Here is a 12,901-nt window from a genome sequence, read left to right as displayed (position 1 = left end):
TGGGCCCCGCCGCCCGTCCTCGCCCCCACCGTCGAGACCGTCGAGACCGTCGAGAAAGGACGGGCCGCCGCGCGCGGGTCACCCCCTCGGAACGACCGCGACCGGGCAACGGGAGTGGTGCAGGAGGGCCAGCACGACCGGCCCCAGGGGCATCGGCGTGCGGTGCGTCCGGCGCCCGACGACCAGCAGCCCGGCGCGCGACGAGGCGCCCAGGAGCGCCGGCACGGCCCGGTCGCCGACCACCTCCTCGATCACCCGGACGTCCGGGTGCTTCCCGCACCACGGGGCGAGGCTCGCGGCGAGCACCTCCCGCTCGGCCGCCGTGGACGCGGCCTCGGCGTCGCCCGCGGCCGCGGGGGCCCGGGCGCGGACGGCGTGCAGGTCGGCGCGGTGCACGGCGGCGGTCGTGAACGCGTAGGCGAGCACCGCGTCACCTTCCGTGCCCGTCTCCTGCACGCCCACGACGACTTCCGGGCCGGGCCCGACGGCCGACTCCTCCTCGCGGACGATGACCACCGGACACTCCGCCCGCCCCAGAACGCGCAGGCTGACCGACCCCATCAAGAAACCGGCGATGTCGTCGTGCCCGCGCGATCCGAGCACCAGCAGCGTGGACTCCCCGCTGCGGTCCGCCAGCGCGTCCGCGGCTTCCTCCGCGACGTGCTCCACCTCCACCGCGATCCCCGGATGCAGGTCCCGGGCCACGGCCTCGGCCCGCCGGAGCACCTCGGTTCCGTACCGACGCCGGTCGGCGTCCTCGGGCACGAGGGAGACCGACCACGGCTGGGAGACCCAGGAGTGCAGGAGGCGGAGCGGCAGGTGGCGGACGGCCGCCTCCTCGGCCCCCCAGCGCACCGCGGGCTCACCGTTGCCGGTGCCGTCGAGCCCGACGAGGACCGAGCCGCCCATGTCACGCCCCCTCCCGAGCGGAGGTCCGCGCCGGGCCGCCGACCACGGGGCGGCGGGCGCGCCGACCACGGGCATCGGCCCGCCCGGTGGTCACCGCGGCCGGCGAGCAGCCCGCGAGCCGCTTGCCCAGGTGTGCCTGCACCGACCTCACCTCGCTCGTGCACGGGTGTCCAGTCCCGAACCTGCGCCACCGGACGCGTCAAGGGGAAGGGGACGAGTCGCCCGGTCAAAGGGTCGTTCGGCCCAAGGGCCGAGGACCGACCGGAACTGTCCTGCGAAGCCGCCGGGGGCTTTCCCTGGAACGGACGGGGAGGACGGTCCGGAAGCGGAGGAGCGGAGCGGGGTCGCGCACCGCGCGATCAGGGTTCGCGAGGGGTGGACGGTCCTCCCGGTCGTGGACGCCGGCCCGCCCGCGCGGGCCGGCACGTTCCTGCCCCGTCCGCCGGCGGCCGGGGCCGGCGGTGGACCGCGGTGTTCCGGTGGCGCCGCCCGGCGGACGCGGTGGGTGACGAGGAGGACCGCCATGGGTACCACGCCGCTGCTCCAGGGACTTCCGCCCAACGGGCGGGAACGCCTGCTGGCCTTCGCCCACGAGGTGACCGTCCCGGAAGGCACCCGCCTCTTCGAGGAGGGCGGGACCGCCGACCAGTTCTGGATCATCCGTACCGGGTCGGTCAACCTCGACGTGCGGTTGGCGGGCCGGCGGCCGGCAGTCGTCGACGTGCTCGGCCCGGAGGACCTGCTGGGCTGGTCCTGGCTCGTCCCGCCGTACCGCTGGCGGATGGGCGCGGAGGCGTTCACCCTCGTCCGGGCCCACGAGTTCGACGCGACGTCGGTGCGCGCGCTGTGCGGAGCGGACCCGGTCCTGGGGCTGGCGGTGACCCGCCGGGTGCTCGACGTCGTCGCCCGCCGGTTGTCGGCCACCCGGCACCGGCTGGTAGACCTCGACGGCGCCGGAGCCAGGCGCCAACCGACCGCGCCCTGAACGGCCGACCACGCCCTGAACGGCGCCCCGCACCGCGGACCGGCTCACGCGTCCGCCGCCCGGGGTGCGCCACCGGTCGGCGGCGTCGGCGCCCCGGGAACCCTGATGCGTCGCCCGCTGAGGTGATGGGGCCGGAGAGCGATCCACTGGTACCGTCCGCTGCCCACCCACGGCGCCGAGTACGCCCGCTCCTCGAACCTGCGGGACTCGTAGAAGCCGGTGACGACCTCGGCGGGCCCCACGGCCAGCACGCTCCACCCCTGACTGAACGCGTCGTCGATGTGGTCCACCTCCAGCGCCGCCTCGTGACCGGCCGCCGCCGCCGGACCGGAGCCCGCCTGCGTGCGGTACGCGATCACGTCGTCGACCACGGTGTAGTTGACGGGGAAGACGGCGGGGGTGTCGTTGACCGTCACGGCCACCCGGCCGATGCCGTGCGTGGAGAGCAGTTCCCGGCATTCCGCTGGGCCGAGGGCCAACACCTCGGGATGCGCCGCGGCCTGGCCGAAACCGGTCGGGAGGTCGGCCGTGCCGCCCGTCAGCTCGGCGACCGTGGTGTCGAGCGCCCCGGCGAGGCGCAGCAGGAACCCGATGCTCGGCTCGGCCGCGTGCTCCTCGACGTACGCGAGGTAGCCGGGGGACGCGGCGGCCCGGGCGGCTACCTCCTCACGGGTCAGCCCCAGTTGCTGCCGGCGCGCCGCGGTGCGGCGCCCCAGGTCACTGCGGGGCCGCACCGGTTCGGCGCCGGACCCACTAGCTCGATCGGTCGTCATCGTGCACGCCTCCTCTCTGCCCGTGGCTGAAACCCCGTGGGTGTGGGGCGGCTACGCGTGCCGCACGATCGCCACGGGACAGGGCGCATGGTGGACGGCCGCGTGGACGACGTGGCCGATGCGCGGGACGACGTGGCCGAGGTGCCGACGGCCCACGACGAGCAGCTGCGCTCCGGCCGCTCCGTGCAGCAGGGCCGGCGCGGGACTCTCCATGACCACCTGCTCCTCGACCCGCACGTCCCGGAACTTCTGCCGCCACGGACGCAGCGCCTCGGACAGTTCCTCGCGGGCGAGCAGCTCCGCCCGTTCCACGGCGCCCCGCCCCACGGCACCGCCCAGGTCGTAGGCGAACGGCGGCGGGTTCCGGCCGTGCACGGCGCGCAGCGGCACGGCGCGCCGTGCGGCGCTCTCGAAGGCGAAGGCCAACAGCCCTTCGCACGGTGCGCGCAGGCTGACGCCGACCGCGATGCCGTTGGCGTCCTCCATCTGGGGACTGTCCTGCCGGGACCGCACCAGGACCACCGGGACCGCGACCCGCGACACCAGGTCCAGACCGGTTCCGCCCAGTGCGAAGCGCGCCACCGGCCCCAGCCCCCGAGAGCCCAACGCCAGCAGATCCGCCTGCTCGGCGGCCTCGACCAGGGCCTCCAGCGGTGGTTCGCGCACCAGGGACACGTCCACGGGCAGGCCCGGCTGCGTCGACTCGACCGCCGCCCTGGCCTCCTCGACGATCCGGTCCGGCCAGTGCGGCACCTCCGGCGCCCACGGCGCGCCCCGCGGCTTCCCCGTCAGGGGCTGCCACGCGGTCAGCAGCCGCAACCGGGCTTGCCGCAGCCGCGCCTCCAGCGCCGCCCACCGGGCCGCCGCCAGCGCCTGCGGAGTCCCGTCCACACCGACGGCGATGACGTCCTTCATGCCGGCGACCGGCTTTCCCCCGCGCGCTCCTCCGCGGCCCCGGCCGCCCGGTCGCCGCCGGCCGGCGCCCGCCTCAGGTCCTCGGACACCGACACCACGCCGTCGACGCTCGCGCACATCCGCACCAGCACGGGCACCAGCAGCAGGTCGGTCACCGTGCCGTGCAGGGCGACCTGACCGCGGTTGACCTCGGCGGTCACCCCCGCCGCACCCAGGCGCGCCGTACGTCCGATCACTTCCCGGGCGATCTCCTCCCGGATCGCCTCGTCCTTGCGCAGGAAGACGCGCAGCAGGTCGCTCCGGCTGACGATGCCCAACAGCACGTCCGCCTCGTCGACCACGGGGAGGCGCTTGAGCTCCTGCACCTCCATCAGGCGGGCCGCCTCCACCACCGTCCAGTCCGGATGGGCGCACACCGCCGGAGCGGACATCAGCTCTCCGGCGGTGCGCCCCTCCGCCCTGGCCTTCTGCCACGCCTCCAGATGGGGCAGCGGCGTCCGTCCGGACAGATCGGACCGGTCGGCCGCCTTCCGCAGCAGATCGGCCTCGGACACGACGCCGGCCGGCCTGCCAAGGCTGTCGAGCACCGGCACGGCGCTCACCGCGTTGTCGGCGAGCGTCTGCGCTATCTCCTTGAAGGGGGTGTCGAGCTGCACGCTCACGACCTTCCGGGTCATCAGCTCACCTATCGTGCGGTGCTGCATCTCCCGCTCCTTCCGCCAGGGCGGCCAGCGGCCCGGCCACACCCCCAGCCTGACCGGTCCGCTCGGCGCGCCGATATGAGCCACTCGGCCCCCGCCCGGGCCGGCCGTCCCCTGCGGTCCGACCGGCCCGGGCCAGGGGCCCTATGGCCCCTGACGATTCCGCGGGACCCCCGCGACGCTGGAGGCACCTGCCGATTCACCGCGCGCCGTGCCCGGGCGCCCGGTCCGATCCCGCCCGGGAGGCCCCCGGTGCTCACCCACCCCACCCTCAAGGACACGGCCGTCAAGGCACTCGTGGCGGAAGCCACCACCGCTCCGTCGATGCACAACGCCCAGCCGTGGCACTTCGACTACGCGCGGGCCTCACGCACCCTGCTGCTCTCCGCCGACCTGGATCGCGCCATGCCGCTGGCCGACCCCACCACGCGGGGACTCCACCTCGGCTGCGGGGCGGCCCTGCTGACCCTCCGGGCCGCCGCCGCACACGCCGGCCACCGGACCGTCACCACGCTCCTGCCGGCACCCCACAGCCCCACGATCCTGGCCTCCGTGCGGCTCGACGTGCCGCACGAGCCGCTGGACGCGGGCCTCTCCGCCCTCCAGCCCGCCATCGCCGTCCGGCACACCAGCCGCTTCCCGTTCACCGAGCGGCGCATCCCGGACGTCCTGCGCGCCGCCCTCGTCGAGGCCGCGGCCCGCGAGGGCGCGCAGCTGGCCTTCTTGACCACACCGCACCGCGAGGCGGTACTCGACCTCGTCCTGCACGCCGAGGGCTACGACCGCATGGACGACGGCCGGGAAGTCGAACAACGCAGGTGGACCCGCGACGCCTCCGACACCGACACCGCGGACGGCATCCCGGAGGACGCGTTCGGCCCGGCGAAACGCGGCGGCGCAGCCCCCATGCGGGACTTCGCCGGCCGGCGCACCGTCCCCGGACGCGCCTACGCCGAGTTCGAGAAGCGGCCGCAACTGGCCTCCCTCAGCACCACCCACGACGGTCCCGCGGACTGGCTCCGCGCGGGCCAGGCACTACAACGCGTCCTCCTCCTCGCCACCCGCCAGGGGCTCGTGAGTTCCTTCGCCACCCAGGCCCTCGAATGGCCCGACCTGCGCTGGCTGCTACGTGACCCGCGCTCCGGCACCGGCTGCGTCCAGATGATCCTCCGCCTCGGCTACGGCCCCGACGGGCCGCGCACCCCGCGCCGTCCGGTGGACGAGGTCCTGACGATCACGCCTTGAGCCCCGCCGCGACCGCGCACCACCGCTGCCTTCACCGACCCGGCTGTGCGCGCCCCTCCTCCAACCGGCCGGCGCCGCCCGGCCGGTGGCCGCCGCGTCGCCCCGCCCGCGCTCCCGGCCCGGCCCCGACGCGTTCACGTCGATCCCTTATCGTCTGCGCGGACCGCAGGGCGCCCGCTCGCGGACCCGGCCGCCACGGGCCGAGGCAGACAAGGAGAGCCGACGTTGAGCAGGACACCCTCGCCCGTACCCGGGACGCCCGGCGAACTCCAGCGGCGCCTGGGGGTCATGGACGCCGTGACGATCGGCCTCGGGGCGATGATCGGCGCCGGGATCTTCGCCTCCCTCGCCCCGGCCGCCCGGGCAGCCGGCTCCGGCCTGCTCATCGGCCTCGCCTGCGCAGCCGTCGTCGCCTACTGCAACGCGACGTCCTCCGCCGGGCTCGCCGCCCGCTACCCGGCCTCCGGCGGCACCTACGTCTACGCCCGCGAGCGGCTCGGCGAGTTCTGGGGATACCTGGCCGGATGGGCGTTCGTGGTCGGCAAGACCGCCTCCTGCGCAGCCATGGCCCTGACCGTCGGCACCTACGTCTGGCCCGACCAGGCACACGCGGTCGCGGCCGCCGCAGTGGTGGCGCTGACCGCGGTCAACTACGTCGGCGTGCACAGGTCCGCCCTGCTCACCCGGGCGATCGTCGCCGTGGTCCTGGCGGTCCTGGCAGCCGTGGTGGTCACCGTGCTCACCTCCGGTGCGACCCAGACCGCCCGGCTGGACGTCGGCTCGGACGCCACGGTCGTCGGCGTGCTCCAGGCCGCGGGGCTGCTGTTCTTCGCCTTCGCCGGCTATGCCCGCATCGCCACGCTCGGCGAGGAGGTCCGCGACCCCGCGCACACGATTCCGCGGGCGATCCCGGTCGCGCTGGGCATCACGCTGGCCGTCTACGCCGTGGTCGCCGTCGCCGTGCTGCTCGTGCTGGGCCCCGACCGACTGGCCACGACCGCCGCGCCGTTGACCGAAGCCGTCCACGCGGCGGGAGCCGACGGACTCACGCCCGTGGTGCGGGTCGGCGCGGCCGTCGCCGCGCTGGGCTCGTTGCTCGCCCTGATCCTCGGCGTCTCCCGCACCACCCTCGCCATGGCCCGCGACCGCCACCTGCCCCACCATCTCGCCGCGGTGCACCCGAAGTTCACGTCGCCGTACCGCGCCGAGATCGCCGTCGGCCTGGTGGTCGCCGCCGTGGCCGCGACCGCGGACCTCCGCGCCGCGATCGGCTTCTCCTCCTTCGGCGTCCTCGTCTACTACGCCCTCGCCAACGCCTCCGCCTGGACCCTCACCCCGGCCGAAGGCCGCCCCGCCAGGATCGTCCCCGCCGTCGGCCTGACCGGCTGCCTCGCCCTGGCCTTCGCCCTCCCCCCGACCTCCGTCGCCGTCGGAGCCGCCGTCCTCGCCGTCGGAGCCGCGCTCTACGCGGTGCGCCGCAGGCCCCCACGCGGGTGACCCACCGGACCGGCCCAGGGACGCCGGGCCGGTCGGGCCGGGAAGCGCCGGGGAAGCGGCACCACGTGATGCCGCGTCAGCCACTCCTCGGTCCGCTGAGGCCGGGCTGGTCACGCCTGGGAGGATCTTCGACACGAGTTCACCATGAGGGGGTCCAGTGGAGATCGTCGAGCATGCGATCCGTGCGCACTGCGAGGGTGTGAGGGTGCAGCCCGTCGGGGGCAGCAGGGTGGGTGTGCTGGTGCTGGCCGGTTCGAGCGGCCGCATCGAAACCGACCGCTGCCGCCTGCTCGCGCGCACCGGAATGACTGCGCTGTCGATCCGATGGTTCGGCGGCGAAGGCCAACCCGCGGGAATCTGCGAGATTCCGCTGGAGACCTTCAGCACCGCGATCGATCTGCTGCGGGCCGGGGGAGCGGAGCGGATCGGTGTGCTGGGGGTGTCCAAGGGCGCCGAAGCCGCCCTGCTCCTCGCCGTCCGCGATCCACGTGTCGATGCGGTGGTCGCGTTGTCGCCCACCTCCGTCGCCTGGGCGAACGTCGGTCCCGGTTCCGACGGGAAGACCTACCCCTACCGCTCGTCGTGGACGTGGAGGCAGGAGCCCGTCCCGTTCGTCCCCTACGACGACAGTGGGGTTCCCGCGGAAGCGGAAGGGGAGCCCACTGCCTGCCGAACGCTCTACGAGCGCAGCAGGCAGACCTTTGACGAGGCGGCGAGGCAGGCCGTGATCCCGATCGAGCAGTCCGCTGCCGAGATTCTGCTCGTGGCGGGCGGTGACGATGAAATGTGGCCGTCGTTGCTGTTCGCGCAGGAGTTGGCGGCACGCCGTGCTTCGGTGGGCCGCACTGCCAAGGTCATCAGCACGGCCGACGCCGGGCATCGCCCGCGGTTGCCGGGGGAGGGGCCGGCCGCTTCGTCCCACCGGTTCCGCTACGGCGGTACCGCCGAGGCCGACGCCGACCTCGGTGCACAGGCATGGCCTGACATCGTGAGCGTGCTCGCGGGACCTGTGGCCCTGGGGAGCTGATCAGGCCGGCTTGGTGTCAGACGACGTCTTGGTGGCGGCGAACAAGGGCCGGACCCCGAGCGGTCAGGTGGTGCGCGCGGCACCGGACGGCCGGGCTCGGGACGGATCCCCGCCGAGGGCGCGCCCCGCACCGCTCGTAGGATGGGGCGCGCTGACGCGTGCACGGGTAGGGAGGCTGTTGGTGCTGGCTGCCGTTGCCGACTCGCCCGGCCGACTGGCCGACGTCCTGACGATCCGCGACGTGGACGGGCCGGCGGCCCCCGCCGCGGGCGAGGTCGTGGTGCGTATGCTCGCGGCGACGGTCAACCCCTCCGACGAGGTCAGCGTCTCGGGTGCGTACGGGTCGCGGACGTCGTTCCCGATGGTCCCCGGGTTCGAGGGCGTCGGGGTGGTCGAGGCGGTCGGGCCGGGGGTGCCCGGCAGGGCGCTGGGGCGGCGGGTGCTGCCGCTCGGGTCGGCGGGGAACTGGCAGCGGTACAAGCGGCTCGGGCACTCCTGGTGCGTTCCGGTGCCGGACGACGTTTCCGACGACGTCGCCTGCTTCGCCTACATCAACCCCCTCACCGCCACGCTGATGGTCGACCGGTTCTGCGGGCCGGGCGTGCGCGAGGTCGTGGTCACGGCGGCCGGGTCGGCCATCGGCCGGCACCTCGCGGAACTCCTGACCGCACGCGGGATCACCCCGGTGGGGATCGTGCGGGGCACGTCGGGGCGCGGCGTGGCCGATGCGTCCCGGTGGCGGGCCGTGATCGCGACGAACGAGCCCGGTTGGCGCGAGCGGCTGCGGGCGGCGGTCGGTCCGCGGGGCGCCGACGTCACCTTCGACTGCGTCGGTGGGGCCGTGGGCGGCGACGCGTTCGCGCTGACGGCCGGCGACGGCGCGTTCGTCCACTACGGCCTGTTGTCGGGGACACCGCTCCCGGCGGCGTGCTTCGCCGGTGGCGGCGGTGCCCGGGTGGAGCTGTTCCGCCTGCGCGACACCGTCCAGAAGGACGGCGGGCGGCATCTGCCCGCACTGTTCACGCCGGTCTTCGACAACCTGCGCCGCGGTCGCCTGCACACCGCGGTGGGGCCACGCATCGGACTCGGCGAACTCGCCGACCACCTCAAGGGCCCGACGACCGGCCGCCGGCCCGGGAAGATCCTCATCGATCCGCAGCGGTGACGGCCGCACTTGTCCGTGCTCGCACGGGTGTGAGCTCTGGTCAGGAGCCCCCACACGGAGCCAGGCGGCTCCCCGTACGGGGACGGTCCCGTCCTCGGGGGAGCAGCCCCACCTATGCCTTGCGGGCGAGCAGTTGTACCTCCTGGAACTGCCGTCGGTCGGTGGGCTGGGGTTCGCGGACCATCCGGGCCACCTCGGCGAGCCCGGACGCGCGCAGCAGCGCGGCGAGGTGGTCCGGCGCCCACCGATAGGCCGGCGCGACGGCGTGATCGAACTCCTGCGTCGGGTGCGACGCGTCGTCGGTGGCCGAGAAGCCGATCAGGAGGTGGCCGCCGGGCGCCAGTACGCGACCGAACTCCGCCACGATGGCGGGGAGTTCCGGCGGCGGGGTGTGGATGACGGACCAGCGGGAGAGGATGCCGGCCAGTTCGCCGTCGGCGACGTTCAGCGCGGTCATCGAGCCCACGTCGAAGCGCAGCTCCGGATGGGCGTCGCGGGCCAGTTCGATCATGGTGGGCGAGGCGTCGATGCCGAAGACCGCCATCCCCAACTCCGCGAGATGGGCCGTGACGTGGCCGGGCCCGCACCCCAGATCCGCGACCTTCCCGTCGCCGCTCGCGCCGACGACCTCGGCGAAGGCACCCAGGATCGCGCGGTCCAGGGGCCTGTCCCGCAGCTCGTCGCGGAACAGCTGCGCATAGGTGGGGGCGGCGGCGTCGTAGGCATCGCGGGTGGCGCTCAGGGCATCGTGTTCGACCATGCCCGCGACGATAGTTCCTGACGCCGGGACGAGCGGAGAGAATTCACGCCCTCCGCTCACGCCGCCCGCCGGCCCTCAGTCTCACGTGACGAGGGGCTCGGTCCGCTCGTCGCGGGTGAAGAAGTCGATCAGCTCCTGGGGCGTGGGGTGGTGGGGGGCTTTGGCGGCGGCCGCGGTGCTGCGGGGGAACAGCGCTCGCTCGTACGCGGTGAGGGCGGCCTCGACGTCGTCGGGGTGGGCGGCGAGGGCCTGGCCGAGTTCGGCGCCGTCCTGCATGGCGAGGTTGGCGCCTTCGCCGTCGGGCGGCGAGAGGTGGGCCGCGTCGCCGAGCAGGGTCACCCCGGGCACCCGGTCCCAGCGGTGCCCGATCGGCAGGGAGTGGAGGGGGCGCGGGACCGGTGCGTGCTCGCCGGCGGTGATCAGGGCGGTGAGTTCCGGTGCCCAGCCGTCGTACTCCGCCGCGATCCGGGCGGCGGCCGCGGCGGCATCGGTGAAGTCGACGGTGGCGAACCAGTCCTGCGGCTTGGCGACGGTGACGTGGGCGTGGAGGGTCCCGCCCTTCTCCCGGTGCGCCACGAACCACTTCCCCGGCTCGTCCGGGTCGAAGGCGACGAGCGTCCCGTCGCCGACCGCCTTCGTGGTGGCCGGGTGTCGGGTGCCGGCGTCGGGCAACTGCGTCTCGACGAACGACCGGCCGACGTAGGCGGGGGTGGCGTCGGAGAGCAGTGGTCGGACGCGTGACCACGCGCCGTCCGCGCCGACCAGCAGGCCCGTGACCACGGTGCCGCCGTCGGCGAAGACCACCTCGTGGCGGCCGTCGGCGAGGGTGCGGACGCCGGTGGCCTTGTGGTCCCAACGGACGGTGCCGGCGGGGAGCGCGTCGAGCAGCAGTTGCCGCAGCTCACCGCGCTGCACCTCGGGGCTGGTGCCCGTGCCGTCGTCGGCCTTGTCGAACAGGACGGTCCCGTTGCGGTCGACGAGCCGTATCGCTTGGCGGCCCTCCAGGACGATGCTGTGGAACTCGTTCGTCAACCCGGCTGCCTTGAGGGCGAGTTGGCCGTTGCGTGCGTGGATGTCGAGCATCCCGCCCTGCGGACGCGCCGTCGCGGAGGGCTCCGCCTCGTAGACCGCGACCGGGACGCCGTGGACGTGCAGGACGCGGGCCAGTACGAGGCCGCCGAGGCCGGCGCCGATGATCGTGACAGGAGTGTGCACGGGTCTCCCTGGGTGTCGCGCACCTGCCGGGGGCCCCGGCAGGTGCCTTGCGGAACTGCGGTGTGGTGGGTCGTCCGCCGGCGCGCCAGGCGGCTCAGACGACGATGATGCGGCGCCCGCGCGTGTGGCCGGCCTGGCTGTCGCGGTGCGCCGACGCGGCCTCGGCGAGCGGGTACGTCGTGTCGACGGGGAGGTGGAGCTTCCCTCGCGAGATGAGGTCGACGGCCGTGGCGAGGGCGTCGGGCACGCTGCCGGCCACGCCGGAGAAGCGGACGCCGAACTTCGGCGCGCCGAGGTCGGCGATGGAGACGACCCGGTCCGGATCGCCGGTCAGTTGGACGAGTTCGCGCAGGACGCCGGAGCCGGCCAGGTCGAGGGCCGCGTCGACGTGACCGAGTTGGCGCACCCGCTCCATCCAGCCCTCGCCGTAGGTGGTGGCGAGGGCGCCCAGGCTGCGCAGGTAGTCCTGGTTCGCGCCGGCGGCCGTGCCGATCGTGGTGATGCCGCGGTCGCGGGCGATCTGCAGCACCGTCGAGCCGACTCCGCCGGACGCGCCGCTGACCAGCAGCGTCTGCCCGGGTCGCACGCCGACCTCGCGGATGATGCGCAGCGCGGTCTCCACCACGGAGGGGTACCCGGCCGCCTCCTCGAACGACAGCCCCGCGGGCATCCGGGCCCAGGCCGACAGCACGGCGAACTCGGCGTAGGTGTCGGAACCCTCGCCGAACACGTGGTCGCCGACCCGGACGTCCTCGACGCCCGCACCGACCTCGTCCACCACCCCGGACGCGTCCTGCCCGACTCCGGCGGGCCACGCGAGCGGACGGGCCGTCAGTTTCTGGCCTTCGCGCAGGCGCCAGTCGATGGCGTTCACGCCCGCTGCCCGCACGGCGATGCGCACCTGGCCGGGGCCCGCATGGGGCTCCTCGGCGGCTGTGAGTTGCAGGACGTCCGGACCGCCGAACTCGGCGTAGCTGACTCTCTTCATGCCGACGACCGTAACACTAACGGTTATGTTTTCGAAACGGTTATTGCTTTGTATTTGGTAGCGTGAGGGCATGACCGTGCCGCCCGGACGCCGCGAACGCAAGAAGGCCGCGACCCGCCAGAAGATCGCCGACACCGCCCTGCGGCTCTTCCTGGAACGCGGCTACGACGCGGTGGGCATCCGCGACGTGGCCGCCGAGGCCGACGTCGCCGTGACCACGCTCTTCTCCCACTTCGCCTCGAAAGAGGCCCTGGTCTTCGAGCAGGACACGGACTTCGAGCAACGCCTCACCCAGGCAGTCACCGCCCGCGCGCCGCACGAGCCGCTCCTGCCTGCGCTGCGCGGCGAGATCCAGGCCCTCGTACGGCACTGCACGGCGGACGGCGCCGCCCCCATCTGGCGCATGATCGAGGCGTCACCCGCCCTGCGGGAGTACGAGGAGCTGATGAGGCTGCGCCACGCCGAGTCGCTGGCCACGGCCATCGCCGCCGATCCCGACCTCTCGCTGACCCCGACCGCCTGCCGGACGATCGCGAGGTTCGTGATCGACGCCTATTCGCTGGCCCGTGAGGCGGCCGACCCGGACGCCGCGGTGGACGAGATCTTCCGGATGATCGAGGCGGCCTGGGACGTCGCCTGCGCTCCCTGAGGCACGCGAGGGACCGTTCCACCAGGCAGGTGGGCCAGGGGTGGCCAGGCGGGGGAGCGGGCTTCAGCGCGC

Annotated in this window: 14 protein-coding genes; 6 read left to right on the top strand and 8 right to left on the bottom strand. The window is 74.4% G+C overall.

Annotation, left to right across the window (positions count from 1 at the left end; all coding sequences use genetic code 11):
• Positions 1–78: 78 nt before the first annotated feature.
• On the bottom strand, positions 79–909 hold the full coding sequence (locus ACJ6WD_RS26815) for a universal stress protein (protein ID WP_331249135.1): 831 nt from the start codon (positions 907–909) through the stop codon (positions 79–81).
• Between the two features lies 1 nt (position 910).
• A complete protein-coding gene (locus ACJ6WD_RS26810) occupies positions 911–1,051 on the bottom strand; it encodes a hypothetical protein (protein WP_233660158.1) in 141 nt (46 codons plus the stop codon).
• Between the two features lie 381 nt (positions 1,052–1,432).
• On the opposite strand from ACJ6WD_RS26810, the gene ACJ6WD_RS26805 reads away from it, so the two are divergent.
• Positions 1,433–1,894 (top strand): cyclic nucleotide-binding domain-containing protein, encoded by a 462-nt coding sequence (locus ACJ6WD_RS26805; RefSeq protein WP_233660159.1) that lies wholly within the window; start codon positions 1,433–1,435, stop codon positions 1,892–1,894.
• Between the two features lie 44 nt (positions 1,895–1,938).
• On the opposite strand, the gene ACJ6WD_RS26800 is transcribed toward ACJ6WD_RS26805, so the two are convergent.
• Genes ACJ6WD_RS26800 through ACJ6WD_RS26790 form a run of 3 tightly spaced genes read right to left on the bottom strand, consistent with a single transcriptional unit; the run spans position 1,939 to position 4,286 of the window.
• Complete coding sequence (locus tag ACJ6WD_RS26800) at positions 1,939–2,667, bottom strand: pyridoxamine 5'-phosphate oxidase family protein (RefSeq protein WP_233660160.1); 729 nt, start codon at positions 2,665–2,667, stop codon at positions 1,939–1,941.
• A 51-nt stretch (positions 2,668–2,718) separates the two neighbouring features.
• Positions 2,719–3,582: a universal stress protein gene (locus ACJ6WD_RS26795; RefSeq protein WP_407616679.1), complete on the bottom strand. Its 864-nt coding sequence runs from the start codon at positions 3,580–3,582 to the stop codon at positions 2,719–2,721.
• A complete protein-coding gene (locus ACJ6WD_RS26790) occupies positions 3,579–4,286 on the bottom strand; it encodes a CBS domain-containing protein (protein WP_376436802.1) in 708 nt (235 codons plus the stop codon). The genes ACJ6WD_RS26795 and ACJ6WD_RS26790 overlap by 4 nt, the downstream gene beginning before the upstream one ends.
• Positions 4,287–4,535: 249 nt before the next feature.
• On the opposite strand from ACJ6WD_RS26790, the gene ACJ6WD_RS26785 reads away from it, so the two are divergent.
• The 4 genes from ACJ6WD_RS26785 (at position 4,536) to ACJ6WD_RS26770 (ending at position 9,217) form a co-directional block, all read left to right on the top strand.
• Entirely contained in the window at positions 4,536–5,528 is a 993-nt protein-coding gene (locus ACJ6WD_RS26785; RefSeq protein ID WP_233660163.1) for an Acg family FMN-binding oxidoreductase, read from the top strand.
• Positions 5,529–5,816: 288 nt separating this feature from the next.
• Entirely contained in the window at positions 5,817–7,025 is a 1,209-nt protein-coding gene (locus ACJ6WD_RS26780; protein ID WP_407616692.1) for an APC family permease, read from the top strand.
• Positions 7,026–7,182: 157 nt separating this feature from the next.
• Positions 7,183–8,052, top strand: a complete 870-nt coding sequence (locus ACJ6WD_RS26775) for an acyl-CoA thioester hydrolase/BAAT C-terminal domain-containing protein (protein ID WP_331249138.1) — start codon at positions 7,183–7,185, stop codon at positions 8,050–8,052.
• Positions 8,053–8,233: 181 nt separating this feature from the next.
• Complete coding sequence (locus tag ACJ6WD_RS26770; RefSeq protein WP_407616678.1) at positions 8,234–9,217, top strand: zinc-dependent alcohol dehydrogenase family protein; 984 nt, start codon at positions 8,234–8,236, stop codon at positions 9,215–9,217.
• Between the two features lie 112 nt (positions 9,218–9,329).
• Here the strand turns inward: ACJ6WD_RS26770 and ACJ6WD_RS26765 are convergent, their stop codons facing one another.
• The 3 genes from ACJ6WD_RS26765 to ACJ6WD_RS26755 form a co-directional block, all read right to left on the bottom strand.
• The gene (locus ACJ6WD_RS26765; protein ID WP_407616677.1) at positions 9,330–9,977 is read right to left on the bottom strand and encodes a class I SAM-dependent methyltransferase; all 648 of its coding nucleotides are present in this window, start codon (positions 9,975–9,977) and stop codon (positions 9,330–9,332) included.
• Between the two features lie 81 nt (positions 9,978–10,058).
• A complete protein-coding gene (locus ACJ6WD_RS26760; protein ID WP_407616676.1) occupies positions 10,059–11,192 on the bottom strand; it encodes an FAD-dependent oxidoreductase in 1,134 nt (377 codons plus the stop codon).
• 94 nt (positions 11,193–11,286) lie between these two features.
• Positions 11,287–12,180 (bottom strand): NADP-dependent oxidoreductase, encoded by an 894-nt coding sequence (locus ACJ6WD_RS26755; RefSeq protein ID WP_407616675.1) that lies wholly within the window; start codon positions 12,178–12,180, stop codon positions 11,287–11,289.
• Positions 12,181–12,250: 70 nt separating this feature from the next.
• Between ACJ6WD_RS26755 and ACJ6WD_RS26750 the strand changes: the two genes are divergently transcribed.
• Positions 12,251–12,829: a TetR/AcrR family transcriptional regulator gene (locus tag ACJ6WD_RS26750; RefSeq protein WP_016577225.1), complete on the top strand. Its 579-nt coding sequence runs from the start codon at positions 12,251–12,253 to the stop codon at positions 12,827–12,829.
• The last annotated feature ends 72 nt before the right edge of the window (positions 12,830–12,901 follow it).

The organism is Streptomyces sp. VTCC 41912, assembly GCF_045799175.1.
Classification (GTDB): domain Bacteria; phylum Actinomycetota; class Actinomycetes; order Streptomycetales; family Streptomycetaceae; genus Streptomyces; species Streptomyces albulus_C.
The sequence above is the reverse complement of the archived record's forward strand: the minus strand, read 5'-3'. Positions and strand labels throughout refer to the sequence as shown.

Bases quoted from the DNA above. Each gene is read 5' to 3' on its own strand.
- ACJ6WD_RS26790 (WP_376436802.1), bottom strand. From the start codon at position 4,286: ATGCAGCACCGCACGATAGGTGAGCTGATGACCCGGAAGGTCGTGAGC.
- ACJ6WD_RS26780 (WP_407616692.1), top strand. From the start codon at position 5,817: ATGGACGCCGTGACGATCGGCCTCGGGGCGATGATCGGCGCCGGGATC.
- ACJ6WD_RS26800 (WP_233660160.1), bottom strand. From the start codon at position 2,667: ATGACGACCGATCGAGCTAGTGGGTCCGGCGCCGAACCGGTGCGGCCC.
- ACJ6WD_RS26815 (WP_331249135.1), bottom strand. From the start codon at position 909: ATGGGCGGCTCGGTCCTCGTCGGGCTCGACGGCACCGGCAACGGTGAG.
- ACJ6WD_RS26805 (WP_233660159.1), top strand. From the start codon at position 1,433: ATGGGTACCACGCCGCTGCTCCAGGGACTTCCGCCCAACGGGCGGGAA.
- ACJ6WD_RS26795 (WP_407616679.1), bottom strand. From the start codon at position 3,582: ATGAAGGACGTCATCGCCGTCGGTGTGGACGGGACTCCGCAGGCGCTG.
- ACJ6WD_RS26755 (WP_407616675.1), bottom strand. From the start codon at position 12,180: ATGAAGAGAGTCAGCTACGCCGAGTTCGGCGGTCCGGACGTCCTGCAA.
- ACJ6WD_RS26750 (WP_016577225.1), top strand. From the start codon at position 12,251: ATGACCGTGCCGCCCGGACGCCGCGAACGCAAGAAGGCCGCGACCCGC.
- ACJ6WD_RS26765 (WP_407616677.1), bottom strand. From the start codon at position 9,977: ATGGTCGAACACGATGCCCTGAGCGCCACCCGCGATGCCTACGACGCC.